This window comes from Paraferrimonas sp. SM1919, from assembly GCF_010993985.1.
Classification (GTDB): domain Bacteria; phylum Pseudomonadota; class Gammaproteobacteria; order Enterobacterales; family Shewanellaceae; genus SM1919.
The window spans coordinates 29,994-56,695 of sequence record NZ_WINH01000011.1 but is presented as its reverse complement, the minus strand read 5'-3'; the positions used below and the strand labels follow the sequence as shown (position 1 = coordinate 56,695).

25 protein-coding genes and 2 pseudogenes are annotated in these 26,702 nt (G+C 41.4%); 15 read left to right on the top strand and 12 right to left on the bottom strand.

All coding sequences use genetic code 11. From position 1 onward, the window contains the following. Window positions 1-31 precede the first annotated feature (31 nt). On the top strand, window positions 32-1,360 hold the full coding sequence (locus GFB48_RS08365) for an aminotransferase class III-fold pyridoxal phosphate-dependent enzyme (protein ID WP_163933880.1): 1,329 nt from the start codon (window positions 32-34) through the stop codon (window positions 1,358-1,360). Continuing rightward, window positions 1,360-2,835: a CoA-acylating methylmalonate-semialdehyde dehydrogenase gene (locus GFB48_RS08360; protein ID WP_163933877.1), complete on the top strand. Its 1,476-nt coding sequence runs from the start codon at window positions 1,360-1,362 to the stop codon at window positions 2,833-2,835. The genes GFB48_RS08365 and GFB48_RS08360 overlap by 1 nt, the downstream gene beginning before the upstream one ends. A gap of 33 nt (window positions 2,836-2,868) precedes the next feature. On the opposite strand, the gene GFB48_RS08355 is transcribed toward GFB48_RS08360, so the two are convergent. Next, window positions 2,869-3,603, bottom strand: a complete 735-nt coding sequence (locus tag GFB48_RS08355) for an RNA methyltransferase (RefSeq protein ID WP_163933874.1) — start codon at window positions 3,601-3,603, stop codon at window positions 2,869-2,871. A 134-nt stretch (window positions 3,604-3,737) separates the two neighbouring features. On the opposite strand from GFB48_RS08355, the gene GFB48_RS08350 reads away from it, so the two are divergent. Together GFB48_RS08350 and GFB48_RS08345 are read left to right on the top strand one after the other, a co-directional pair. Continuing rightward, window positions 3,738-6,938 (top strand): winged helix-turn-helix domain-containing protein, encoded by a 3,201-nt coding sequence (locus tag GFB48_RS08350; RefSeq protein ID WP_163933871.1) that lies wholly within the window; start codon window positions 3,738-3,740, stop codon window positions 6,936-6,938. 30 nt (window positions 6,939-6,968) lie between these two features. Beyond that, window positions 6,969-7,598, top strand: a complete 630-nt coding sequence (locus GFB48_RS08345) for a hypothetical protein (RefSeq protein WP_163933868.1) — start codon at window positions 6,969-6,971, stop codon at window positions 7,596-7,598. A 238-nt stretch (window positions 7,599-7,836) separates the two neighbouring features. On the opposite strand, the gene GFB48_RS08340 is transcribed toward GFB48_RS08345, so the two are convergent. The 6 genes and pseudogenes from GFB48_RS08340 to GFB48_RS08315 form a co-directional block, all read right to left on the bottom strand. Then, on the bottom strand, window positions 7,837-8,304 hold the full coding sequence (locus GFB48_RS08340; RefSeq protein WP_163933865.1) for a hypothetical protein: 468 nt from the start codon (window positions 8,302-8,304) through the stop codon (window positions 7,837-7,839). Window positions 8,305-8,433: 129 nt separating this feature from the next. Next, the gene (locus GFB48_RS08335; RefSeq protein WP_163933863.1) at window positions 8,434-8,883 is read right to left on the bottom strand and encodes a hypothetical protein; all 450 of its coding nucleotides are present in this window, start codon (window positions 8,881-8,883) and stop codon (window positions 8,434-8,436) included. 61 nt (window positions 8,884-8,944) lie between these two features. Beyond that, entirely contained in the window at window positions 8,945-9,388 is a 444-nt protein-coding gene (locus tag GFB48_RS08330; protein ID WP_163933860.1) for an RICIN domain-containing protein, read from the bottom strand. 679 nt (window positions 9,389-10,067) lie between these two features. Next, complete coding sequence (locus GFB48_RS08325) at window positions 10,068-10,442, bottom strand: RICIN domain-containing protein (RefSeq protein ID WP_163933857.1); 375 nt, start codon at window positions 10,440-10,442, stop codon at window positions 10,068-10,070. Window positions 10,443-10,453: 11 nt separating this feature from the next. Further along, a complete protein-coding gene (locus tag GFB48_RS08320) occupies window positions 10,454-10,906 on the bottom strand; it encodes a hypothetical protein (protein WP_163933854.1) in 453 nt (150 codons plus the stop codon). A gap of 458 nt (window positions 10,907-11,364) precedes the next feature. Continuing rightward, window positions 11,365-12,513 (bottom strand): annotated as a pseudogene (locus GFB48_RS08315) (IS3 family transposase). 169 nt (window positions 12,514-12,682) lie between these two features. On the opposite strand from GFB48_RS08315, the pseudogene GFB48_RS08310 reads away from it, so the two are divergent. From GFB48_RS08310 to GFB48_RS08295, 4 genes and pseudogenes are all read left to right on the top strand, one after another. Continuing rightward, a pseudogene (locus tag GFB48_RS08310) lies at window positions 12,683-13,622 on the top strand (IS30 family transposase). Window positions 13,623-13,657: 35 nt separating this feature from the next. Continuing rightward, the gene (locus tag GFB48_RS08305) at window positions 13,658-14,017 is read left to right on the top strand and encodes a hypothetical protein (RefSeq protein ID WP_163933851.1); all 360 of its coding nucleotides are present in this window, start codon (window positions 13,658-13,660) and stop codon (window positions 14,015-14,017) included. 221 nt (window positions 14,018-14,238) lie between these two features. Next, on the top strand, window positions 14,239-15,276 hold the full coding sequence (locus GFB48_RS08300; RefSeq protein WP_163933848.1) for a hypothetical protein: 1,038 nt from the start codon (window positions 14,239-14,241) through the stop codon (window positions 15,274-15,276). A gap of 66 nt (window positions 15,277-15,342) precedes the next feature. Next, window positions 15,343-16,566 carry a DNA cytosine methyltransferase gene (locus tag GFB48_RS08295; protein ID WP_163933844.1) on the top strand — a complete coding sequence of 408 codons (1,224 nt, stop codon included), beginning with the start codon at window positions 15,343-15,345 and terminating at the stop codon, window positions 16,564-16,566. A gap of 325 nt (window positions 16,567-16,891) precedes the next feature. On the opposite strand, the gene GFB48_RS08290 is transcribed toward GFB48_RS08295, so the two are convergent. Further along, window positions 16,892-17,263 carry a ribosome recycling factor family protein gene (locus tag GFB48_RS08290; protein ID WP_163933842.1) on the bottom strand — a complete coding sequence of 124 codons (372 nt, stop codon included), beginning with the start codon at window positions 17,261-17,263 and terminating at the stop codon, window positions 16,892-16,894. 78 nt (window positions 17,264-17,341) lie between these two features. Here GFB48_RS08290 and GFB48_RS08285 point away from each other — a divergent pair, with 78 nt between their 5' ends. Further along, entirely contained in the window at window positions 17,342-17,842 is a 501-nt protein-coding gene (locus GFB48_RS08285; protein ID WP_163933840.1) for a putative 4-hydroxy-4-methyl-2-oxoglutarate aldolase, read from the top strand. 3 nt (window positions 17,843-17,845) lie between these two features. Here GFB48_RS08285 and GFB48_RS08280 read toward each other — a convergent pair whose 3' ends face one another. Further along, complete coding sequence (locus GFB48_RS08280; protein ID WP_163933838.1) at window positions 17,846-18,499, bottom strand: YceI family protein; 654 nt, start codon at window positions 18,497-18,499, stop codon at window positions 17,846-17,848. A 129-nt stretch (window positions 18,500-18,628) separates the two neighbouring features. Here GFB48_RS08280 and GFB48_RS08275 point away from each other — a divergent pair, with 129 nt between their 5' ends. From GFB48_RS08275 to GFB48_RS08260, 4 genes are all read left to right on the top strand, one after another. Beyond that, a complete protein-coding gene (locus GFB48_RS08275) occupies window positions 18,629-19,273 on the top strand; it encodes a YceH family protein (protein ID WP_163933836.1) in 645 nt (214 codons plus the stop codon). A 333-nt stretch (window positions 19,274-19,606) separates the two neighbouring features. Beyond that, complete coding sequence (locus tag GFB48_RS08270) at window positions 19,607-20,491, top strand: TIGR04255 family protein (RefSeq protein WP_163933834.1); 885 nt, start codon at window positions 19,607-19,609, stop codon at window positions 20,489-20,491. Next, a complete protein-coding gene (locus GFB48_RS08265) occupies window positions 20,488-21,045 on the top strand; it encodes a hypothetical protein (RefSeq protein WP_163933832.1) in 558 nt (185 codons plus the stop codon). The genes GFB48_RS08270 and GFB48_RS08265 overlap by 4 nt, the downstream gene beginning before the upstream one ends. A 2-nt stretch (window positions 21,046-21,047) precedes the next feature. Continuing rightward, window positions 21,048-21,881 (top strand): hypothetical protein, encoded by an 834-nt coding sequence (locus GFB48_RS08260; RefSeq protein ID WP_205597702.1) that lies wholly within the window; start codon window positions 21,048-21,050, stop codon window positions 21,879-21,881. Window positions 21,882-22,187: 306 nt separating this feature from the next. On the opposite strand, the gene GFB48_RS08255 is transcribed toward GFB48_RS08260, so the two are convergent. Further along, complete coding sequence (locus GFB48_RS08255; protein ID WP_163933827.1) at window positions 22,188-23,054, bottom strand: YicC/YloC family endoribonuclease; 867 nt, start codon at window positions 23,052-23,054, stop codon at window positions 22,188-22,190. 154 nt (window positions 23,055-23,208) lie between these two features. Here GFB48_RS08255 and rph point away from each other — a divergent pair, with 154 nt between their 5' ends. Both rph and pyrE read left to right on the top strand, forming a co-directional pair. Next, entirely contained in the window at window positions 23,209-23,922 is a 714-nt protein-coding gene (rph, locus tag GFB48_RS08250; protein WP_163933825.1) for a ribonuclease PH, read from the top strand. 75 nt (window positions 23,923-23,997) lie between these two features. Continuing rightward, complete coding sequence (gene pyrE / locus GFB48_RS08245; protein WP_163933823.1) at window positions 23,998-24,642, top strand: orotate phosphoribosyltransferase; 645 nt, start codon at window positions 23,998-24,000, stop codon at window positions 24,640-24,642. 182 nt (window positions 24,643-24,824) lie between these two features. On the opposite strand, the gene slmA is transcribed toward pyrE, so the two are convergent. Both slmA and coaBC read right to left on the bottom strand, forming a co-directional pair. Then, window positions 24,825-25,412 (bottom strand): nucleoid occlusion factor SlmA, encoded by a 588-nt coding sequence (gene slmA, locus GFB48_RS08240; RefSeq protein WP_163933820.1) that lies wholly within the window; start codon window positions 25,410-25,412, stop codon window positions 24,825-24,827. 61 nt (window positions 25,413-25,473) lie between these two features. Then, entirely contained in the window at window positions 25,474-26,661 is a 1,188-nt protein-coding gene (gene coaBC, locus GFB48_RS08235; RefSeq protein WP_163933817.1) for a bifunctional phosphopantothenoylcysteine decarboxylase/phosphopantothenate--cysteine ligase CoaBC, read from the bottom strand. Window positions 26,662-26,702 lie beyond the last annotated feature (41 nt).

Here is a 26,702-nt window from a genome sequence, read left to right as displayed (position 1 = left end):
ACTAATTTAGTGAGTAGTAGTAGGTCAGATTATGGAAAATAAAACGATGTGCCATCATTGGCATGCCTTTACCAGCAATAGACGCTTTCATGAGAAGCCCAAAATGGTAACCGCAGCCGATGGTATTTTTTATGAAACGGATGACAATCGCAAAATTTACGACAGCTTATCTGGATTGTGGTGTACTCCGCTGGGACATAACAATGCTAAGATTAATCACGCGATAAGCCAACAGTTAAACCAATTAGATTATGCCCCTGCATTTAATGTTAGTCATGATTCTGCATTTGAGTTATCAACTAAGCTTGCCCAGTTAGCCCCTGGTGATTTGAATCATGTCTTGTATTGTGGTTCTGGTTCAGAAGCAGCAGACACTTCATTAAAGCTGGCTAGAGCCTATTGGCGTCTGAAAGGTAAGCCAGAAAAAACCAAATTGATCGGACGCACCAAGGGCTATCATGGTGTTAATTTTGGCGGTATTTCAGTGGGGGGAATTGCCCCTAATCGTAAAATGTTCGGTCAAACCCTAGACAGTTATCACCTAAGTCACACTTGTTTACCTGAAAATGCTTTTACTAAGGGCTTACCTGATTATGGGGATCATCTAGCGGATGATTTACTCAAAATATTGGAAGTACAAGATGCCAGCAATATTGCTGCAGTGATTGTAGAGCCGATGGCGGGCTCTGGTGGCGTTATTGTGCCTTCTAAAGGTTATTTGAAGCGTTTGCGAGCGCTGTGTGATCAGCATGAAATTCTATTGATTTTCGATGAGGTTATTACCGGTTTTGGCCGTCTAGGGACCATGTTTGCGGCAGAATATTTTGATGTCGAACCAGATATGCTTAATTGTGCCAAAGCCTTAACCAACGGCATTATTCCTATGGGGGCGGTAATCACAAGCAGTGAGATTTATGACACCCTGATGCAACAGCCGGGTGATGAGTACACTATTGAGTTTCCACATGGTTACACCTATTCGGCACACCCAGTAGCTTGTGCGGCAGCGTTAGCAAGCTTAGAGCAGTTAACTCATCCAGAACTATTGCCCAAAGTCCGTCATTTAAGCGAAGTGTTTGAGGCTGAAATCCATAAGCTTAAAGGGCTACCTTTGATCGAAGACATTCGCAATATCGGTTTAGCGGGTGCCATTCAAATTACCATGGATCCGGCAAAGCCTTTAAAAAGAGCGAGTGATATCAGTCATATATGCTGGCAAAAGGGCATTTATGTACGTTATGCAGGCAACAATTTAAGTTTTGCCCCGCCATTCACTTGTACCCCACAAGATATTGAAAATATGTTTAAACTTGTCGCACAAGCCATTTCAGAATATGCGGCACAACAAGGAGTAGTTTAATGCAACTTTCACACTGGATTGATGGCAAAGCCTATCAAAATAGTCAAACCATTGAAGATGTAAATCCAGCTAATGGTCAAGTTATTGCAACCGTCCCAGTGGCCGATCAGGCCATGGTAGAACAGGCCGTTGCTGCGGCAAAAGTCGCACAAAAACAATGGGCCAAACAAGCCGTTCATAAGCGTGCACAGGTGATGTTTAATTTACGCAACCTTATCGTAGAGCACTTTGATGAGATAGTCGGTATTATCAGTCTAGATAATGGTAAAACGATTGCTGATGCAAAAGGTGAACTGCAACGTGGATTAGAAGTCGTCGAATACGCCTGTGGTGCCCCAGAATTACTAAAAGGTGAGCATAGTCGCCTTGTTGGCAGTGATATTGACTCATGGTCAGAGTTCCATTCTCTTGGTGTGGTGTTAGGGATTACGCCATTTAATTTCCCAGCTATGGTACCTCTGTGGATGATACCTATGGCGCTTATCTGTGGTAATGCATTTATCCTAAAGCCATCTGAAAAAGTGCCGATGGCAGCCAATAAACTTGCACAACTATTACAGGCTGCGGGACTACCAGATGGGCTATTTAGCGTGGTTCATGGAGGTCGTGAAACGGCAGAAATGTTGATTGACCATCAAGACATCAAGGCGGTCAGCTTTGTAGGCTCAACCCCAGCAGCGAAAGCAATTTACCAACGTGCATCTGCAGCCGGTAAGCGAGTACAAGCATTAGGCGGGGCCAAAAACCATGCACTATTGATGCCGGATGCAGATATTGAAAATGCCGCAGATACCCTTATAGGGGCAGCCTTCGGTGGTACCGGACAACGTTGTATGGCGATCAGTGTGGCTGTATGTGTTGGCGATGACACAGCGGATAAGTTGATTGCTAGCATTGTCCCTAAAATGGATAAATTGTTAGTGGCGGAAGGTAACCAAGCTGATGCTGATATGGGGCCTTTAATTGATGGGATTGCTCTGGATAGAGTGGGTAATATTATTTCAGAGGCAACGGCACAAGGTGCCACTGTGGTAAAGGATGGTCGTCAAATTCAAGCCAACAACAGCGGTTATTTTTGCGGCCCAACCCTGATCGATCATGTTAAAGCTGATATGAGCTGTTACCAAACAGAAATATTTGGGCCAGTTTTAGCGGTAGTGCGGGTTGCCGATTTAGAGCAGGCAATTGAGTTAACCAATCAGCATCAATACGGCAATGGAACCTGTATTTTCACCCAAAACGGTGCCGCAGCTCATAAATTTGCCAATGAAATAGAAGTGGGTATGGTTGGTATCAATGTGCCGCTCCCTGTGCCAATGGCATTTCACAGTTTTGGTGGCTGGAAGCAGTCGCTGTTTGGTGATTTGCACGCTTACGGTCCAGACAGTGTACGTTTTTACACTCGTCGTAAGACCATCACTCAGCGTTGGTTAAAGCAGGCGGCGGGCCAAGGTACGGCATTTGGCCAACTATAATTCAGCGCTTAAAGGCTAAGTCTATGATTAGGCTTAGCCTTGTTGGCGTTTGATATTATCTAATATTATCCCAGTAGCCATCGCTACGTTTAACGATTCAGCACCCCCAAAAGCAGGAATAGTGATCTTATCTGTCACGTATTTTGATGCTTCGGGTCTCACCCCGTGGGATTCACTGCCCATTAATAAAATAGCTTGTGATTGAAATTCCGTAGTGTGCACGTTTTCACCCTCTAAATAGGCGCCATACACAGGTATAGTCACATTACTTAAGTAGCTTGCCAGGTCTAACAAAGTCACTTGCACCCTTGCAAAGCTGCCCATAGTGGCACGAATGGTTTTAGGGTTATATGGGTCAGCACAGTCAGTACTGGCAACAATATGTTTAATACCATACCAGTCAGCTATTCGGATAATGGTGCCTAGGTTGCCAGGATCGGAAACCCCATCTAAAGCAATGATTAAGCCTTCTGTTACGGGGGCATCAGTACTTGGCATTTCCACTACCGCAACAGCGGCATTATTACTGACTAAGGTGCTGGCTTTGGTGAGGTCATTTAAGCTGGCCTCAATGCAGGTGTATTGACTTAACGCTTTGCTATGTTCTGCTAAAAATTCAGCGGTACCGAATACCTGCTGCACTTTAAGTTGGGTGCCAGCCAATTCAAGAACGTTTTTTTCGCCTTCAACCAAAAATAAGCCTTCAGCTTTACGTTGCTTTTTTTGGCCCAGAGCCCGCAGTAATTTGATTTGGTTTTTAGTGATCATAGCTAACTCTATCGTTTTGATAGGGCAATTATAAATTATTAGACAGATTTCTACATTAAAAATAAAAATAGTACAAAAAACAGTCATATAGTTTATTATTAGGCAAGGAGTCAGTCCAAACCAAGGAAAGGTAATTGCAAAAAACTGCCATAAAGTATCAGTTAAACCACTTCTTAGTGGATACTGAATCTAATCAAATTAGCGTTCAAAATAAATGCACTCACATCGAACCAAAAATGATGAAGGTGCTTACCTTTTTGTGCCGAAACCACGCTGAAGTGGTCACAGTTGAGCAGCTCCTGATTGAGTTTTGGTCTGGGACTTTTTATGGTGATGCTCCTGTCCATAAATGCATAGCCATGCTCCGCAAAGCTTTAGGTGATAATGCCAAAGCGCCAACATTCATAGAAACTATTCCTCAAAAAGGCTACCGACTCATTGCAGAAGTTAAGTGGCTAACAACCGAACCTATTTGGCAGCAAAGCACTAATCGAAAAATAAAAAAATGGCGACAAGGCAGCCCATTTATTGGCTTAAATGCCTTTACTGAGCAACATGCTGATATCTACTTTGGCAGAGAGCATGCCATTGCTGATATGTTATCCACCATTAAACAAGGGATTGTTGAAAACAAATCAGTACTGTTATTGGGCAAAAGCGGCAGTGGCAAAACTTCCCTATTAAGGGCCGGTGTTTTGCCCTATTTAACAAGGGATGGTGGCTTTAACGATAACCAGATAGCGGGTTATCAATTTATTAGACCAAAGACAGGTAATATTGAAAATTATTTAGTGCAAATATTAGAAGCACTTGAGCAGTTAACGTTACTTTCCCCTGATTTGCATAATGCGCAACGAGCCTGTCAGCTGCTTGCCCAGCCAGATTTAATTAATCAATGGTTGCTTAATATTGAACTGCCGCAATTATTAATTCTTGATCAGTTTGAGCAATTACTGAATGTAGATGCCAGTGAGCAGCTTAGTGCTTTAGGAAAGTTATTAACTTACTTACAAAGCTACCCCAAATTATTGCTCATCGTTTCAATGAGAAATGATTTTTATGCCGCATTAAGTGATCACTCAGACTTTAGAGGCATTAAATATAAATCGATACAGTACGATGTCGCACCTTTAACCATGAGTGAATTGGCGCAAGTCATCAATTACTCTGCCGAGGCAGCAGGCTTAAGTTATGAGGTGGATGAGCAGCGGCAGCTTGATTTGGTGCAGCAATTATTACAAGACGCCATTCATCAGCGGGAACCCCTGCCGTTATTGCAGTTTGCGTTAACTCAGTTGTACCAACATAAGCGTGCAGATGGCGTGATGTTACTTGATGCCTATGAAAAAATGGGTGGGCTTGAAGGGGCAATCGCAAAACAAGCTGAGCAGACCTTTAGCTCACTCAATTCAATGCAGCAACAATGCTTTGCAGCAGTGATGACCAAATTAGTTAGGCATTCGTTATTTGACGACAAACTATTAATCAGTAAGCCAGCAACAGAAACCAGTTTTGAAACCGAAGCGCAGCAACAATTTATTCAAGCATTTGTTGAGGCAAGATTATTTGTTCGCTTAGCCAATGAAACAGTAAATGACAGTGAATATAGCCAAAGCCCAACAATGGTGGCCATTTCCCATGAAGCCCTACTAAGGCAGTGGCAGCGTGTCGTTGATTGGAGTAAATCGCAAAGTCAGTTACTGGACCATATGGCTCAGCTAGAAGCTGATTGTAACCTGTGGCAACAGTCAAATAACAATAAAGACTTACTGATGCACTCTGCAAAAAAAATTAACGATGCTCATTTACTGTTAAAGCAGCCGAATATCAGATTGAGCAAAGCACAATCTGAATTTATTGAGCTCAGTACGATTAAACAGCAACGGCGAACCAATATTAAGCAGGGGGCGGTTGCAGGGTTAATTAGCCTAACGTTAGTGAGTACATCGCTAACCGCCTATTCCTATTATCAACAAAAAAGCCTACAAACTCTGCAAAGTAAAGGCGATCAACTTATTAGTTATATGCTGGGGGACTTAAAGAGTCAGCTAGAACCCATAGGCAAGTTAGACTTATTACAAGGGGTTGGTCACAGAGCCATGGATTATTACCAAGGTCAACAGGGGCAAGGGCGATTTTTGCAAGTACAGTCGTTAATGTTGTTGGCCGAAATTGCTATCTCTAAAAGTGAATATGAACAGGCAAATCGTTGGCTTAATCAGAGTTCAAGTTTGTTGGAACAAGAGACGGAGCAATCATTCCGAGCTACTTTTTGGCAGGCACAACTTGCTTATTGGCAAGGAACGGTTCACTACTATTCAGGGGATAAAACGCAAACTCAGGATTACTGGCTACAGTACGCACAATACGCAAAATTACTGGAGTCCTTCGAGGGTGAACAAACAACAGCATTAAAAGAACAGAGCTATGCATTCCATAATTTAGGGGCGTTGGCAGTAGGGCAGGCAAAGCCCAATCAAGCGGTTGAGTATTTGGAGCAATCTTTAGCACTTAAACGTCAGCTTTTACAAAACCACCCAAATGATCAAGAGTTAACTCTTTCTGTTATTAACTCTTCAATTGCATTGGCTAGGCTCGCGATCCGCTACCAGCATCTTGATAAAGCTTACGCATTGGCAAAAGACACAGTGCAACAAGCGGTAACATATGCCAATCAGAGAATAACTGACAATACCGCACAAAAATTGCAATTAATGGCCATAAATCAATGGCTCAATATTATGGTGATGGTTAATCAGTTTCAGGATGCCAGCTTACCCCTGAAATTAGGTACAGAGGTGACCGAGCAACTGTTGCAAAAAGAAGGTTCCAACGCAAGTTGGAATGCGACATTTTTGCGCAATCTATTGGCCACTCTAGATGTTATGGGAGCGAACCCTCATGCCGATTTACAGAGCTTAGCCAATCAACCACTGCTTAAGCGAGAGCAGATCAACAAGATCGTAAAAGAAGCAAAGCCAGGCAAAGTAAATTGGTATATAGGCAGAATGTTAATCTTAGTCTTATCGCGCTTACAAGGGCTACCAGCTGAAGTCGTCCCGTTAGACATCAATGCACTGACGTTTAATAAAGAGTTTACCCCCAGGCTATTAGTCGAAGAAGTGCTGGCAAACAACATGACTCGTCAGCAGGCACTGCAATATTTAAATAATCAAAATTTAGAGGATGCCCATAGCATCAGAAATCTTGAACATCAGGCTTTTGTTGCGTTGTTAGCGGCTAACCAACAACAGTTTTCTGCAGTAGAAACCAAGCTTATGTTTCGGGGATATCAATCAAACTTACTCAAAACATACCAAGCTTTATTAAATTAATTGCCATAACGACGATAAAAAGGAAACACTATGAAAAGTAGAACAATGATACTTGCTGTTTGGGGGCCTATCTTAGATGAATGTGGAAGGCTAATCGTTAATCCCGCAGCGCCTAAGGTGACCACACCAGGTGTACCTGACCAACCGCAACTAGCCAAACAATATGACGCCCCACAATCCCTGGCCGCAGCAGAAGGTGTCGCCGTGTTTAATGGTTTGTATGTGTACCAGTACCTTAATCAGGTGGTGAATTTAAGTAAGCATGATGGCAAAGCCAGTGATACCATTTGGCTTGAACTTGATCATGATGACAATGACAACTACATCACTGCTAATCATTTCAATCTCGTATGGATAAATGAGACCCCATGCAAGGTACATAAAGATATCCAAGTATCTGAAAACCGTATGGAAATTGTAAAGTGGCAGCAAGATAAGGTTGAGCTGAGAGTAGATAAGTCATTGATTTACATTGATAAGGATAAGCGTGCCAGTGGCCAGCGAAAGTATACTCAAGCGACGATTAAATTAGCGGTATGGGTCAGTGATACACGCAGAAATATCCCTCAACTCGGCTCGGTGGATCAAATTAATCCTCTTTATGGCTATAAGGTTATGTGTGATCCAGAAATTCACATTAACGAAAAAGAACCCGATTAATTTTACGGCGCTAACTGCCGCTGATATTGAAGTAATACCCAAGATCACACCAAAGTAAATAAGATTAACATTAGTGGTAGCATAAATATTGATATCAGTAATGGAAGTCGAGTGAGTGCGGCATTACTTGACATGAGCGGCTTGAATTAATGAGCAACCGTTAAATAGTGATAACTCACCATTTAACGGTTGCTCTACATAGGCTTCAAGGATTGCGGCGAATGACCCAGACGACTGGTTATTGCTTACTGACGCGGTAGCGGTCAAAATGAGTCGCGACTAAATCGGAGTGATTTAGAGAGTGAAGAGTTAAATAAGCCACTGGAGAAGCAAAGTGAGAGACACTGCGGCCACAGCTTGCTAAATAGAAGCTATGGTTGTTTTTTGATACTAAGCACCTGTTGCTGCTGATATTTTTAATCTTACCATTGCTCAATGCTAACCATTTACTACTATCACTTTGACAATGTAAGCCATAGCTAACTTGAGTTGATTTGGTGCGGCTGATAGGCGCTAAGCACTGGTCGTTATGCTGGCTCACAATTTTAAAACTACCATCAGTATGATTAACCATAACATTAAGTTTTGCAGCCGAAACGTCAGTGTCAAAGTTTACAGTGCTTTCAGCTTTTGTTGTGAAGAATGACAAGAAACTGATGGTTATCGGTATCACAAAAAACAGTGGCAGGATGATCAATTTATACATTTTTCATTCCCTCGAGTGTGCTGATGTCCGTATTAATGCGGCGCTGGGGCAGCAGCTACGGACATATTCATCAAAGTATATTTACGCAGCAACCAACTTCTGCAAAGAAGCTTACCGCGCCCTTTATGGTTAGTCCTTTGCTTTGGCTACAGCGAGCGCCATTACCGACTCAAGCTGCATGGGTTTCAAGGCGATATATGACGATTCATTACTCAGGTGAGAGGCATTGGTGTTGCAGCTGCCTAAGTAATAGCGATTGATGCCTTTTTCTACTAGACAACGGCCGCTTTGATAGTGCTGGATGCGATCATTACCATATCTTGTCCAATTACTAGAGAGTGACTGGCAGTCGGCCTGTAATGCTACCCTTGAAAATGCACTACCAGAAATGGGTTGTAAGCATTGACTAAAAGTAGAGTTAGATATCAAAAACAGCTGCGAATGATGGCTAATCACCTCTATTTGTAATTGAGTCTCATTAAAGTCTTTTTGGTTTGCGGCACAATCTTGGCTAAATGCTAAAGTGGTCATTGCTAAAGCGATACCCATAGTGCTGGTAATATTTTTGAATGTGTTCATGGTGCAGTCCTTTGTCCTGCTTTTAGGATTTAGAGCAGGACACAGATAAATAGAGTGATGGTTATTTGCTCGCTACCACATCGTTATGGGGAGGCAGAGGAGCAAGGCTAAGCATCAATATTTCCGAGGTTAATTGACTCGCATTACGGCCGCAGCGACTCAATATATATTGATCTTGTTTTTGGGCTAAGCAGTACTGGGAGCCTTGATGCTTAATTAAACCATTCTCTAGTCGAGTCCAGTCGCTGTTGTTGCTACCACAGTTATCACTGACCACCACTTTGCTTCCATTGTGATAGCTGTTAGGGCTTAAACAGCGTTCTGCCTCATTACTATAAATTTTAAATGTGTTATCAGAGCTTTGGGTTAACTTCATGGCAACCGTCTGTGACTTAGCGCTCACCTCATGGGAAGCGGCTTTAGCGTTAAAGCTAGAAATAACTAAGCTACCTAATACAACAGGGATAAGAGCACAGGTGATTTCGATTTTGCTGATACGTTTCATTGTATGTTCCTTAAGTTTTACTATTCCTGTTCACGCTCAAACTGGCTATGAGTGAAGTTTGTAAACAGTGATTAATGTAATGGTTTGCGTTGAATGCTATTGCAGTATGGAAAATTACTTGTAAAACAAACTTACTGATGACTTACGGTATGGTATGAGCACGGAACAATATTCTTACGAAATATAATATTAATAGTGATATCAGTACCTTAGCGTTCGACTTTCTTTTAAAAAACTTTTTCTTCAGGGAAGTTTTTTTATTATTTGGTGATCACAAGCTGGGCTTTTTGGCTGTTGAAAAAGGCTAATTTATAAATTACAACAGCCACTTATGGATAAAAATAACTGAGCTGCTATGACGCTAAGCGTTGAGAATGTGGCTAATCTTGTTAGTCACCAGGATGATTCAAATTAATTTAGCCCATCGTTGCTTGTTTAGATGGCGCGAGTGCATGATGTCATAAGGGACAACGGCATCGTCTTATGCCAGCGTAAATCACTCTCACTGAGTGAATTTGAACACTAGGCCTATGGGGTAACGGCGTAAGCATGATGCGCTAGTGTGATCGTTAGGCGATTAACACGGGTGATTGTCAGAGCGTATATGGCGGGACTTTTTTAACTAAAATAATAATAATAGCGCCCTTAAAACAGGGTGTTAAGGGCGAATTGACAGTCGTTATTGACGAGGTAATTGGAGCTGTTCAGTGGCAACAACACTATTAATCGCAGGTTCTTGTTGGCTTTCTTTATTATCGCAGCTACCCAGAACATAATGACTATCGTCATTTAGCGTCAGGCAACGGTACTTGGCTAAATTACGTATTTTATTGTTGGAGGTACGATTCCACAAACTTGATTTGCTATGGCAATCTTGAGTAAAGCTTACCTTAACGTTATCTGCTGCAGTTAAGCACAAGCTTCTGCTTTGGTTATAGATCACAAACCCTTTTGGATTATGCTGCTTGGCTAACATTAATGGCTCCATAGCTAAAGTTGTCATAGTTGCAGTTAAAATGAACATATTGACCAAAATAAATAGCAGGCATTTCATGATAAAACCCTCTATTTACCTGTAATGATTTGCATAATCGATATGGCTTGGCTAATAGGCTTTTTGAGAACAACAAAAGCAATATTGGGCTGGATCTTATTATCACCTTTGCAATCAAATAAGAAATAGGAGTAATTCATCTGCACCAGGCATTGACCAGATAACCGATGGGCGATCTTACCATCTGCTAACCGCAGCCAATCACTGCTAAGGTTGCCACACGAATGACTTACGCTGACCTTGGAGGGCTTAGTTAACACAGGGGCTAGACATAAAGTTAGACCTGGGGTTAACAGTTTAAAGTAAGTACTTTCATGAGCGTTCAGGCCTAAGTGAAATGATTGATTTAGCTCTATATAAGGTGTGGTTGCAGCCAAAGTCGCAGCTAAGAACAACATCATGCTAAAAACCACCAGAGCGCATAACCAAAAACGTAATGTTTTGTTTTTTAGGGGTATCATCATTAAGCCCACCTTTTAGTTGAGAGTGAGTTCACCAACATTCAATATTCGTTTCAGTTGGACACTCGAAAGATTTATTTCCAATGCTAGAAGTGTGACAAAAAACCAGAGGAATAAACTTACCAAGCCCTAACCATAAAAATGGACGTCTTGAAGTTATCCTTACGAAACCCTTTAAACCATTGTATGAATGGTATATTTAAAAAGTTTGGGGTTGGCTTTTTGTAAAATTTGGAAGGTAAAATAAAATTAAACAGTTAACAAAACCACAGTAAAATTCAAGCCAATATTGAAGCTCAGTCGATTATCTTATACCGTTAAATCTATGCTGTTGAAGTAATTATTGCAGTATTTTTCATTTATTAAAATAAAAATGCAGAGTATTAGGTGGCTACACAAAAAGTTACAATGACAGAGGTACCCGATTTCAGATGTAGTGGTCAACTAAAATTAGCCACAGTTTATAAGTTTCTTTGTATCGCCTTTTCGATTCATTCGGAGTCAGCCCACCATTATAATGATGCGGCCTCAACTGGCTGTAATAACCAGTAATGTATTCAAGGATATGTTTCCAAGCTTGTGCAAAGTTTTGGTAACCACTAACTGGCATCCACTCCGTTTTTAAGCTTCTAAAAAAGCGTTCCATAGGCGCATTATCCCAGCAGTTACCCCGACGAGATAAGCTTTGCTTTATCTGATAACGCCATAATGTTTGCCTGAACTTACGGCTAGTGTAATGGCTGCCTTAGTCGCTATGGAACATAACACCTTCCGGTTTCCCCCGTGACTCATAAGCCATCTTTAATGCTTTGCATGTTAACACCGTATCTGGTGAATGAGACATCGCCCAGCCAACTGGTTTTCTAGCAAATAAGTCGATAACAACAGCCAAATAAGCCCAACGATTACCCGCCCATATATAGGTAACATCACCAACCCAAACCTGATTAGGAGCGGTTACCGCAAATTGCCTATCTAAATGATTAGGGATTTCAATATGCTCATTCGATGCCTTTTATACTTGTGATTAGGCACCTGGCAGCTTACTAACCCTAAATTTTTCATTAACTTAGAAGCACGATAACGACTTAATGGTGTATCCATACTATTCGTTAAGATATCAGCCACAGTTCGAACGCCTGCGGAACCCTGACTGGCTCTATGTGCTGCTTTGATTTTCGCTCGCAGGTCAACTTCAGCAGCGTCGATCTTTTTCGCTCTCGAGCGCCAATACTTATAACTGCTACGATGCACGCCGAACACTTTACACAGTCGTTTTACGGTATAGCTCTGTTTGAGTTTCTCGATTATTGAGAATTGTTCAGCGAGTCCGACATCAACAGAGCGGTAGCCTTTTTTAATATTTCATTATGCTCTTCTAGGTCTGCAATACGCTTTCTTAGCTTACGAAGCACAATTTGTACTGAAGTTAGAGGTGAGGCTTTCGGTGTATGCTCATTCTTTAATTGTCTAACCCATTTATCCATGGTGGATTTACCCACTCCCATGGCTTCTGCAGCATCTCTAATCGAGTAATCTTGCTCAGTAACAAGCTGAGCTGCTTCAAGCTTAAATTCAGCACTAAATGTACGTCTGGTACGTTCGTTCATAGTGTCACCTGTCATGCTATGAGGTGTATTCTATCACCTCTAATCAAGTGGCCAAATTAACTATGCCACTACAAAATAATAAGTGCGAGATTCATGGACAGATGTAGAAGAGGTAGCCAACTGCTGAAGGTGGAATGCTCTTCTCGCAAAAGAAACAAGCAGTACGACCATGAATTATTTGCAGTTGACCGAGGGCAGAAGATACAAAATTTCTGCTCTTTTGGAACAGGGAATTTCAGTTTCCAATATAGCTAAGACAGTTAAATGCCACCGTTCCACTATTTACTGTAAATTAAAACGTAGCCCTAAGGGAAAACACTATTGCCCTAAAGAAGACCAGGTATTGTCAGTGAGCAAGCGAGCTTCGGCGCATAAATATCGGATCCCTCAAGAGCGAGAGGATTTCATACGCATTATATTGGAAACAGATTGGAGCCCTGAGCAGATTTCCAACGTGTTCACTCAGCTCGATCAAGCTGTCAGTCATGAATGGATATATCGGTTTGTTGCCCAAGATAAACGTTCTGGTGGCAAGTTATACCGCCACTTAACGCAAGGACATAAACGCCACAGGCTTGGTAAAAAAGATAAAGCACCAGCGATTAAGAATGCAGTATCTATAAACGATAGACCAAGCGTTGTCGATGACCGAGAGCGGTTTGGGAAATTGACACTGTGTTAGGGAAACATGGCACAGGTGCAATGGTGACGATTTTAGAGCATAAGACAAGGTTCTACGTGGTGAAGAAAGTGGCGTCTAATTCAGCTGAGGACGTCACCAAAGCAACGATAGAGCTGCTTATGCCTTACAAAGCGCATGTGCATACAATTAGAACGGATAATGGTCGAGAGTTTGCAGGTCATGAGGCCATTGCAGAAGCATTAGAGACTGACGTTTACTTTGAACATCCATACAGTTCTTGGGAACTTGACGCTAATGAAAATGCTAATGGTCTTTTTAGGCAGTATGTAAAGAAGGGAACCGACCTAACAACGGTACCGACAGTGATATAGGATTTGCTCAATCACGGATAAATTATCGATCAAGAAAGTGTTTAGGCTTCAAACAGCCAGTCATTGTATTTAAAGAAATGATGCTGGCTGATTGATTTAGGGGAGTGTCACACTTCGGACTTGAATTCGGGTGCTTTTTAAATGGTTTCATGAATACCCAGAGAATACCAAAATCCATTGCTACAACTATGTGAGCGAATTACTCGGTTGGTCAGCGGTGGATTGCATTACCTGCTTATCCAAATTGCGAAAAAATTTAAGGATACGCAAACTCAGCAACGCCAATTTATGGGATGCCTGCAGCACCATTAATAATCTTCCCCGAAAAGTCCCCGATGAAAATGATGTGGTTAAACCCTTTAATGCCATTATTCGCTGGCGAGAAGAAAGCCTTTACCGTTTCGGCCATATTCTATGGCTCGGCCGCAACCAGCCCGGCAAAGGGTTTGAATGCCCGTATCCACAGCCGAGGCTTAAGGGGGTGGAATGAAGATTCAATTACCGAATACAGAGTACCGAGAGACGAGGGCGGACTTCGTCCTGCGAGATTTGAGACTCAATGCCCGCTTAGCTGAAAGAGGGATAAAATATTTTTTATAATGATAATGGCGTTAGCTTGTTGTTTATTAAGCAAATTACTTGAAGTCTGACTAAGCATTGATATATAAATTATTGTACATAATTGATATATCAATATAAGGAAATATATTAGTGTTTAGTGTGGAATCAATGATGGAACAATGTGCTTTTGAGCTTAGTGAAATGGAACCATCGTTTTTGTTCGATAATCAGGGCTCTAAATTTGAGAGAGTCTTGTACGATACAGCGATTAAGGTTAGGGATAAGTTTTATCAAGGTTTTTCTATTCAAATAGAGTTGGTATCTGGTCAAAAGTTTCCAGATATAGTAATTAACTGTCAAGATCAGAAAATAGGTATTGAGGTAAAAACATCTAAAAGTGGCTGGAAAACTTTAGGAGGAAGTATTTTTGAATCAACACGAGTAGACGGTGTCGAAGATGTGTATGTATTTTTCGCAAACTTCGAGGACAAGAAAAATCCACAGTTTAAATATTTAAATATGGAAGAGTGTATTTCCGATGTAGTCATCACACATAAGCCAAGATATGCAATAGATATGGAAGTCGAAAATACCTTATTTGACAAAGCATCTATTAAATATGACGCTATGAGAAAATCTGAAGCCCCGTTTAAGTTGGTTCGGCAGTACTTACTTGATAAACATGAAGGTTCTGTTGATCTGTGGTGGACTGATAATGACCCTAATGATAAAGATTATGGTCAAGGCCCACAGGTGATTAAGCTATTAAATAACCTGCCTAAGAAAACTCAAGAGCTTGTGAAAATTGAAGCTTATGCGCTTTTCCCAGAGTTACTTTCTAATAAAACCACCAAGTATCAAAACTTAGTAGTATATTTGGCCAAACAAAAAGGTATTGTGGATGCATCTTTGAGAGATAGATTCTCAGCTGGTGGAAGAGTATTGATTGGGGGTATTAAATCTCCGAAGTACCTAGAGTTTATTTTTAGCAAAGATAATTTAGAAGCGATAAGAAGCTTTGTAGAATTATCTGACACAAGTTTCTTGCAAAAGATTTGGGGGGTTAGCTTTCCAGAAGGTAAAAAATTTGAGACTTGGAAAAAGTTAGCGCTTGCTGAACTATTTGGAAACAATCAGGTAGACGATAATATAGTTCGAGAAATGGAAAAAGAATATAACATTTCGTAAAAGCACGCGACATTAATGTAAAAAGTTGTTAGTATGCACTGAATATTTATTTGGGATTGTAGCTGTATGAAAAAAGTGCTGTCATTGTTTAGTGGGTGTGGTGGGATGGATCTTGGTTTTGAAGGGGGATTTGATATACCTACTTCGAGCACTAATCCAGCTATGCATCCTTCTGGCTGGTATTCTGATTCTGTACGCGAAGGTTGGACATACTTATTACCAACCTCATTCAAAACTGTTTTTGCTAATGATATTCTTGATTATGCTGAGTCTGCATGGAAAAATTACTTTAATACTCGTGATGTGGATGTTGAATCAACTTTCCATAAAGGAAGCATAGTTGATTTGGTAAAGCTATCTCGAAACGGGCAATATGTCTTTCCAGCTAATATCGATGTCGTAACAGGGGGGTTTCCTTGCCAAGATTTTAGTGTGGCAGGTAACAGAGGTGGATTTAGTTCCCATAAAAATCATCAAAATAAATATGTAGAAAATAACCCTACAGAAGAAACTAGAGGAAAACTTTATCTTTGGATGCGTGAAGTAATAGAAATTACACAACCTAAAGTTTTTATTGCTGAAAATGTGAAGGGTTTAATTTCCTTGGGGAGTGCAAAGGAAATCATTGAAAATGACTTCAGAAATATTGGTGATGGATATGTCGTTGTTCCAGCAAGAATTTTAATGGCTGGTAATTATGGAGTTGCACAAAGGCGGGAAAGGGTAATTTTTATAGGGCTGTCCAAAAAAGCACTTAATCCTAGTGTTTTACCAAATATTCTTGAAGGGACTTTAGATATCTACCCTCCTTCTACTCATGCTGAAGTACCTGTAGGTATGCAGAAACCATTTGTAACTGTTAAGGATGTCTTTACCGGGCTTGATGAGCCGGAATTTAGTTCCGATAAATCACAGCAGACCTATTCAAAGGCTAAGCACTTAAAGAAAGGGCAAGGGCAGACAGAAGTGAACTTAAATGGACTCGGTCCGACAATACGCTCTGAGCATCATGGTAATATCGAGTTTAGAAGACTCTCACAAGAAAACAAAGGGCGATGGCATTCTGAATTATTAAGTGGAAAGCTACAAAGAAGATTAACCGTTAGGGAGTGCGCAAGGATACAAAGCTTCCCAGATGATTATCCGTTTGTGTTTACTTCCAAAGAAAGTAGTGGGTATAAGTTATCCGGTTCGGGTGGCTATAAAGTTATAGGTAACGCTGTACCACCTCTTATGGCCTACAATATTGCTAAGCACCTCGAGAGCTTATGGGATACGCTGTTTTCTTAATCATCTGAGATTAAGTTCTTATTATGCAATAAGGTGCTTTAGGTATCTTGATAACATTTTTTTCATTGTATAAAAATCACTAGTTTAAACTACAGGGTGCTGCAAGCGCCCTTGTTATCACAGTTTATTAGTATAAAGCTTGAATGCTTCATCCTATCTGCAATGAATTCCTGAAACAAGCTCCTTAGATTTTGTAGTGCAGTAAGTTCAAAATACTTGCTGTAGATACTATGCATCGTGAGCTAATTAGCTCATAGCTAATTCTTTTTTCAGCAAGCGTTATTTGCGAGCCTGACACCTTCCTTTTTTAACCTTGCCCCACACCTTAAAAACTCTCCGCCAACGCTACCCTTGCTTGGGCGAGGGTGCATTCGGTTTGTTGCATCAGTTTTGCGACAGTAATGGCGCAATCCTTGGCAATCAGTTTGGCCAGCTTGGTTTCTATCGGTTCAAGCTCTGCGGCGTGTTTGCTTAATACTGCTTCACACTTTCCAATTAGGTATTGCCAGTGATCATCTTGGCTTTTTAGGTGCTGGCTAAAAGCATCAAGTTGACCGAGTTCACCGATAAGTTGCCAATTGCGGGAGCGGCGTACGCGTTTTAGCTGACAGCTAAAATTAGCGGCAGTGCTACGGGCAGTCTCCACCTTGGCTTTGCCAATACGGTGAATAAGTGAAGGGAGTGGGACGCTGAGCATATTAAAAAATAGTCAATTGAGCTTGTTGTGTGCAATGGGCATAGTGGAATGACCGATACTTATTGTCAAGGATACCCAATGTTAGATCTTACCCCAGACTTATGTGATTTATATGCGGATAAACTGCAACTACTGCCACTTCCGTTTAATAGCTATGGTGGAAAAAGAGTGTTCTATGGCGAAGTGGTGACCGTGCAGTGCTTCCATGATAATTCAATGGTGCGCCAAGTATTAGCGCAAGACGGTACCGGCAAAGTGCTGTTTATTGATGGCCACGGTTTATGTGATAAAGCCTTATTAGGTGATCAGCTGGCCATACTGGCGATGCAGAATAATTGGCAGGGGATTATCGTACACGGGGCAATACGTGATGCGGGTGCCATTAGTAACATGGATATTGGCGTGCAGGCGTTGGGGACATGCCCCTTTAAAACTGAGAAAAAAGGGTTAGGTCAGATAAATGCGACAGTGAATATAGGTCAAAATCAAATAAAGCCCGGACAAAGCATTTATGCCGATGTTAATGCCGTGCTGACAAGTGAAACCCCCTTAGATGTCGACAAATTGACCGCTAACTGAGGGCTAGAGAACGGAATTAGCCTTAGTGGCTTGTTTACTTGGGCTGCCGAGTTTACTGACAAACTCACCATTAAAACTGAGCTCAACTTTATCGGCTACTGGTCCAAGGTAAGCATCAATACCAAAGTCAGAACGGCTTATTTCTGCAACTAAGCTAAATCCCATGGTATGTTTAAAAGTTAATGGGTTGATTCCTGCGCCAACCATAATGCCATTAAAGGTAATGGTACGGCTAACGCCTTTTAGTGTTAATTGGCCCCTCACCGATAATTGTTGACCACTAAAAGTGACTTTGTCGCTGACAAAGGTAGCGAAGGCGAATTGGTTAGCATCAAACCAGCCGGGACCAAGTAATTTCTTTTGAAATTCAGGATGGTTTACATCCAATGACGCCATGTTAACTTTTGCTTGTAACTTTGAAAGTTGGGGCTGCTTTGGGTTGAACGTTAAGCTGGCTTGTAAATCTTTAAAGCGTCCCTGATACCAACTAAAACCAAGGTGATTTACTGAAAAGTTGAGTGAAGCATGGCTGTTGTCTAGAGTATAGTTGCCCTGTTCTAACTCGATGATGTTAGTGGTGACATTAGGGGTAAATAAGGCCGCACATGCAGTGAGTGTCATACTCATTATTATTATTAGGTATTGATTAGCTTTCATCATGCACCTTTATTTGTAGTTGATGTTAATCAATGTACGTCAAATCTAGATAAATTGCTTAGATTTGGTGGAGATAACTTCAACACTAAGGTAAATTTGCAATGAACATAAGCGAATTCTGGAGCAACCATGCTAACTTTATCGGATGCAGAATTAAGAGTATTAGGGGTGTTACTTGAGAAAGAAATGACGACCCCAGATCAATACCCCCTTACATTAAACGCAATTATGTTGGGGTGTAATCAAAAAAGCAGTCGCGAACCTGTTGTCAATTATACCGCCTCCCAAGTTGAAACCATTGTTGAATCATTAGTCGGTAAAAACTTGTTGATGGAAGCTGGTGGTGGTGGCCGTGTCGCCAAGTATAAACAGCGCTTTTGTGGCACTGCCATGAGCCAGTTTGATATGAATTCGGCCCAGCGTGCCTGCCTAACCATTATGTTCCTGCGTGGTGCCCAAGCCCCAGGTGAAATAAAAACCCGAGCTAATCGACTCCATCAATTCGCAAGCTTTGATGAGGCCGAGCAAGCCCTAGAAAGTCTAGTCGCCAAAGCGCCAAGCCCATGGGCGGTTAAGTTAGATAAACAGCCAGGTCAGCGTGACCACAGATACCAGCATCTGTTTCAAGCTGGCGGCGCTGATGCGGCCATGAGCATTGAACTATCCGCCGAAGATAAGCATAAAAAGATTCAATCCCTAAAGGCTCAAATTGCCACTTTGCAGGCAGAAGTTGAAGAACTCGAAGCGGATTTAGCCAAGCAACTTGCCGGTTAATTCGCGACGTTAAGGCATATAAATAGCCCCGCGTTACACAGGTAGCGCGGGGCTTAATTTATTCAGCTAGCCAAACTCTTAGGGATTATTCTAAGTTTTGGATCTGAATGTAGAGTGCTTGAATTAAGGTGTTTAAAATCAATTTCTTGCAACTGATTTTGCGCTTTATGTTTGGATTTAGTAACCCATTTAGTAACCATTTTTCTTGGTAATGGGAACAATTTACATGTTAAGTGAATCATACATCTTGACACTTTTTTATACAGTTTTTCTTGATTGGTGTATAGTTTAGTGTATGGTTGAACTGTATGAAAAAGGAATTGATACAAAAAAATGAATAAAGCAATTGAATTTAAGTACGCCCCTCTGATCATGACGCTAACTAAAATTAGCTTTTCTAATATTCCCGATTTTAAGAATGAGTCATTGTTAGCAGAGTTGGAGAAAGTGCTTCGTGAACTTGGATATGTAGAGAAAATCACAGAGACGGAGCAGGAAATTGGATTTGAATTTAATAGTAATGAATCTGATTTTTCTCAGCCAATTCCCAAGATAAACAAACCTGAAAAGGTTAGGTATATTTTCAGGAACCTAGAGCGAAACACTTCTATATACCTATCTTCTGGTGAGATTTTCTTCAAGACGACAGCTTATACTACCCATGTTGATTTTGTTAAGCTTATTGGGAAAGCAATCAAAGCTTTAATAAATGTTTATCCATCTGTACAGGACGGTGCGTTTACTGCAATAGGTACAAGGTATGTTAACCTCATTGTGCCTAAAGGAGATTCAGATTTAAGTGAGTATGTTAAACCTGAATGGTATCCAAGTATTCTTCTAGATGTACCTACTCTGGAGGATGAAGGTGCACATACTCAGATTATGATGAATTATATTACTGGAGAAGGTGGTTTAACCATCCAGTCGCTTAAATTTTCACCCAAAATGACAGATAAGAATTTACCGATTATTCTTCCGGAGTTAGCTGACTCGAAAGAAACATCCTTGATAATTCGCTCACAAGCTTGGTGGGATGAGAAACTAAACGCAAAATCAGATTATCTTATTTTAGATTTTGACTTGGTAAAAAAGGAACGAAAACTGTTTAATCTGGATGATATTATTGAGTCTCTTAACAATATGAGAAAAGTGACTAAGGCAGCGTTTGTTAACTGTATTACTGAGAAAGCACAGATAGACTGGGAGGTAGTAAAATGACATTTTTTACAACTATACTCGATACTGAGGCTGTACCTTGTGATGCGGAATTTACTTCTACTGGCATTGATTTAAGCAGCGAAGACGAACTTTTTCTTTTGTTACCTAGAGTATATAAGCAACCATATAAAGGCATCAAAATTGCTCAGGGCTTAGAAAAATCTATTCCTGAAATGGTGGAGCACATAATCTCTAGCTTTGGGATCCCAGTGAAAGATTTCGAAGTGATTTTAGGGGTGAAAAGAGCCTCCATCTATAGCTGGAAGAATGGTGTTCATGAGCCACAGGGTAATGTTTATTATAAGCTATATAAGCTATATAACTTATCCAAAAGCCATGGATTTGATGGCACTAGGCTCGGCCGTGCTGCAAAAACTATAAAGATGGATGGAACTACATTTATTGAAAAATTGAGCAAAGAGATGTTGAATTTCCATTCGATTGATAGGCATTATCAGAGCTTGAGAGAGCTGGCGATAAAAAGAGCAAAATTTATAAATGGTGCATCTGAGTACCCTGAAGATAATACAATAGTATTGGGTAGTGCTGGTTAATTATGGCGCAAAATGAAAGGAAGCAGATTTTAAACAATGGCTGGCGACAGGGTGCAACTTGCGAATATCATGATTTTGATGAGAACGACTTCCAGCTAAACCACTCATCTAAAGAAAGAGGAAGTGATGCGAAGTTAATGCTAATCACACAGGGATGTGACTTACTTAACTCGAATGAGCCGTTTGTAGAGTGTTTACTGCTTAGATCAAGGAAGGGCAAAAATAAGAATTTAAGGCAAAGACATGGCTTCAATCCCAGAGAAATTGAATTTCAAGACACTAATGGCAAACTATGGGTTGCTCGAGCGTACGATCACCATCTAGTAAAGCGTTCAGCAATAATCAAAAAGAGCTATAATGAAGCTATAGCGGTATCTTCTGATACTCTAGCGGCGATAAAACATTGGAAAGCAAACCGATATATAAGAGAGGGGCTTCCAGAAGAATTCGATAGTGCTACAAAGAGTGTATTTAGTTCTGTTGGTGAAAAGGGCTTACTGAATACATTTGGCCATGTAATTCACTCCATTAGAATATATGTCAAAAAAGACTCAGATAAGTATCAATGTGCGGTGATCATCTTACATAGACCTAATATTGACCAGCAATCATTTTTAGACCTAGAACATGATTTTGAGACTGAATTCTTAAGTGCTTTAGATAAGCTGACTGAAATTGAACTACTAAACCGTACTGATTTCCTTGATGTTTATGGACTCTCAGACGTGATGGATGTAAATGATTTTCCTTTAGGTTTCACTACTAAGTTTCCTAAATACTTTTATGATCCGAAATCTGCTGAACAAGGTGAGACTGAAGAGCTCAATGAGACATGATGAAAAGCCCGATTGGGCTTTTTTATTATCGTGATATTAATTAGCAATTAGATGCTCGACTAATATATAACCCGTCGCTTACTGCTTTACGGCCCAATTCCTTACTGCGGATAAAAGCTTTTATTTGTTTGTCGTTCATCGTATGGATTCAAGTGGTTACTAAATATTTTTGTTTATGATTGCTCTCGATGGTAGTAACCACTTTAGTAACCAAACAATAGCAAACAAATAGATACCTGTGAAAAAAAAAGCCGTAATAACTTGTGTTATAAAGACTTTCTTATCAATCTGAAACAGTCTTAAACACTATTCTAGATTTTGGATCTGTTCTCTCATTTGCTCAATCAGGACCTTCAGCTCTACCGCGGCTTGGGTCACTTCAGCGTTGATTGACTTAGAGGCGAGGGTGTTCGATTCGCGGTTGAACTCTTGCATCATAAAGTCTAAACGACGGCCACAGGCGCCCCCTTTTTTAAGGATACGCTTGGTTTCAACAATATGAGCATCTAAACGGTCTAGTTCTTCGGCCACGTCCATCTTTTGCGCCATTAGCACCATTTCTTGTTCGATACGGGCTGGGTCTAGCTCGCCGTTGATTTCATCAAACTTGGCTTGTAGCTTGTCACGCTGCCATTGAATGACTTCTGGCATGTGCTTACGTACGATAGCGGCTTGTTCGCTAATGGCATCTAGGCGGCTATCAATCATGGTGTAAATGGCTTCACCTTCACGACCGCGGGCAGCAACAAATTGATCTACAGCAGCATCAAACTGGGCCAAGATTTCCGCTTTTACGGTGTCTAGGTCTTGCTCTTCGCTACTCATTACCCCTGGCCAACGCATCAGGTCTACCAGGTTGAGTTGAGCGTTGTCACCGGCTTGTTGTTGTAGCCATTTTGCTGACTCAATTAACTGGCCTGCTAATTTTTGGTTGAGTTGCAGTTCGGTATTTTCTTGCTGGTTTAAATCAAATCTAAGGTTTACTTCCACTTTACCGCGGCTTAAACGTTTTCTTAGGCGTTCACGCAAAATGGGCTCTAGCGAACGGAATTGCTCAGGCAAACGTAGGTAGGTTTCTAAGTAACGTTGGTTAACACTGCGGATCTCCCACGACGCATTGCCCCAATCTGCTTTGTGTTCAATGCGCGCAAAGGCGGTCATACTGTGGATCATTTAAAAGCCCTTATTTAATGTTGAGGCTAAATTATACGCTCTAGTTATACCTTGGCAATGGTTTATTAATCCTTGTTTGATATCGATAACGTGGCATAGATGGCGCATCAGACGTATAATGCAGCCAAATATTTCAAATTTAGGAATCCTTGCCATGCGTCCAAGCGGAAGAACGGCTTCACAAACTCGCCCTGTTACTATTACCCGTGGTTTTACCGAACATGCTGAAGGCTCAGTATTAGTCGAGTTTGGTAATACTAAAGTATTGTGTACCGCAAGTTTTGACTCTTCAGTTCCACGTTTTTTAAAAGGCCAAGGTAAGGGCTGGATTACCGCAGAATATGGTATGTTGCCACGCTCAACCCATTCGCGTATGCAACGTGAAGCGGCTAAGGGCAAGCAAAGCGGTCGCACTCAAGAAATTCAACGCTTGATTGGTCGTTCATTGCGTGCTGCGGTAGATTTAACGTTACTGGGTGAAAACACTATTACTATCGATTGTGATGTGATTCAGGCTGACGGTGGCACCCGAACGGCTTCAATTACTGGTGCCTGCGTGGCATTGGTGGATGCCCTAAACTGGGCCCGGGAACAAGGGATCATTAAAACTAACCCACTGAAACACTTAATTGCTGCGGTCTCTGTGGGTATTTATAACGGTGAGCCTGTATGCGATCTTGATTACCCTGAAGACAGTGCAGCTGAAACCGATATGAATGTTGTTATGAGTGAAAATGGTACATTTATCGAAGTACAAGGTACTGCAGAAGAGGCGCCGTTCACTCATGAAGAACTGTTAGCAATGCTGGAGCAAGCCAAGCATGGTATTCGTGAAATTATTGCTGTGCAGAAAGCGGCATTAAGCTAATTTTTAATAGCGCCCAGCTGGGGCGCTATTTTTATGTGTAAAGTAAAATAGAAGAACCATAGATTAGAGATCAATATGAAAGCGTATCAAAAAGAGTTTATTGAATTTGCCATCAGTAAGGGTGTACTAAAGTTTGGCGAATTTACCCTGAAATCAGGCCGAACTAGTCCTTACTTTTTCAATGCTGGTCTGTTTAATTCTGGTGGTGATTTAGCTAAGCTGGGACGTTTCTATGCTGCAGCATTAGCTGAGTCGGCAATTGATTATGATGTCCTGTTTGGTCCAGCTTATAAAGGCATTCCGATTGCAACAACCACGGCAGTGGCTCTGTATGATCACCACAACCAAGATGTACCATACTGCTTTAACCGTAAAGAAGCGAAAACCCATGGTGAGGGCGGCAACCTAGTGGGTAGTGCGCTAGAAGGCAAAATCATGCTGGTGGACGACGTGATCACTGCGGGTACCGCAATCCGCGAATCTATGACGCTCATTCAAGCCAACGGTGCTGAACTTGCGGGGGTACTGATTGCCCTAGACCGTCAAGAGAAAGGTCAAGGAGAGTTGTCAGCTATTCAAGAAGTTGAGCGGGACTTTGGTTGCCAAGTCGTAGCGATTGTGACGCTAAATGACGTGATTAACTACCTATCTGAGACAGATGCCTTAGCCCAACACTTAGATGCTGTTAAGGCCTATCGTGCCCAATACGGGATTGCATAAGAGATTAGAGACCGCTTCGCAATGACAATGTCGCTTGGCGGTTGCAAGACAATACTGAAGACGGATGAGCAATTTTTTGATCTGTTTTCAGTAATTAATATTCCCACTAAAAAGGGTTGCTTGTTGTCAGCAACCCTTTTTACTATCTGATCATAAGCCTGTGCTTTAACGAGTGTGATTTTTTATAATAATTGGCTTTGAATTAATTGCCATTGTTGTGCAAGGTTCTGACTGGGTTTGACTTTAAATTCGCTGCGTACAAATTGACTGATTTTACCTTCAGCAAAAGCGACCAGTAAGTTGGCAATAATGCCTTCATCAACACTGAAACTTTTATCTTCACGCAGGCTGCGTTCCCGCAGAATCTGTTTTAGTGTGGTTTCAATTTTGGCGAACAGATGATTAATTTGAGTACGCAAACGTTCGTTTTCACCTAGTAATGCATCGCCACTTAAAATTCGGGAAATGCCAGGGTTTCGTTCCGCAAAGATCAACACCAGTTGTAAAACCGCATGAATACGCGGCAGGGTTTCTTTTTCTTCCTGCATAATTAGGTTTAAGCGAGAAAGAATCGATTCTTCAATAAAATCAATAAGTCCTTCAAACATACGCGCTTTGCTTGGGAAGTGTCGGTATAGCGCGGCCTCGGAAACACCTACTTCCGATGCTAACTTTGCCGTGGTTATTTTCTGACCAGGGTTAACTTCAAGCATATGAGCTAATGCCTGTAGGATATGTTCGCGACGATTAATTTTATTATTGTTAGCCATAGCTCGACTTCTTCCCAGCTTAGAGTGGTATCTTGGGCCTCAACCCATTTGTGCTTAATATTTATATTTTTTGTGCAATAAAACTGATCATTTGTTTAGCTAAATCAGTTTTACTACCGTGCTTTAGTTCAAGTTTGCCATCAGCCCAATATAGAGTGATTTCATTATCATTGCTATTAAATCCTTGACCCGCCTTAGCAACATCATTGGCAGCGATCAGATCTAAGTTTTTACGTTCAAGTTTTCCACGAGCATAATGTTCGACATCTTGAGTCTCAGCGGCAAAACCCACAGTAAACGGCCGTAGACTATGGCTCGCAACATCTGCCAAAATATCCGGATTTTTGGTTAACTGCAGCACCATTTCGTGGTTATCTTTCTTGATTTTTTGCAATGCTATATCTGCAGGGCGGTAATCTGCTACTGCAGCACAACCTATAAAAGCGTCCATTTCTGCAATTAAATTAAGAGTTTGTTGATGCATTTGTGCTGCGCTAACCACATTAATTCGCTTAACTCCGATTGGCGTCGCTAAATTCACTGGGCCAGCAATCAGAGTCACGTCGGCGCCCGCTTGCTGTGCTGCCGCAGCCAGCGCAAACCCCATCTTGCCGGAACTATGGTTACTAATGTAGCGCACAGGATCGATGGCTTCTTGAGTTGGACCCGCAGTGATAACTACAGACTTACCGCGTAATGGCTTAGGGCCCTGTAACTCTAAAATTTTTGTGACAATGTCATGGGGCTCAAGCATTCTTCCTGAGCCAATATCACCGCATGCTTGCTCTCCAGTAGCGGGTCCCCATATGTGGATGCCACGTTGTGCTAAGCTTGATAAATTAACTTGGGTGGTGGCATTGGCGTACATCTGCTGATTCATTGCTGGGCAAACAATCATGGTTGCTGGAGTGGCTAGAGCAATAGTAGTGATAAGCTCATCAGCCATGCCAGCATTAAAACGGGCTAGGATATTGGCTGAGGCGGGCGCAACAATAAAGTAATCGGCCCATTTAGCTAATTCAATATGGCCCATGCCTGCTTCTGCTGATTCGTCCAGTAATTCAGTTGCAACAGGATTACCTGAGAGTGCCTGCAAAGTGAGTGGCGTAATGAAGGCCTGAGCGCCTTTAGACATGACGATACGTACATTAGCGCCATATTCTTTCAGACGACGAGTTAGTTCGGCACATTTATATGCAGCAATGCCGCCTGAGATACCTAATAAGATGTTTTTATTAGCTAATGTCATTTAATACACCCTCGAATTTAATGGTCGTTACCTTACCATAA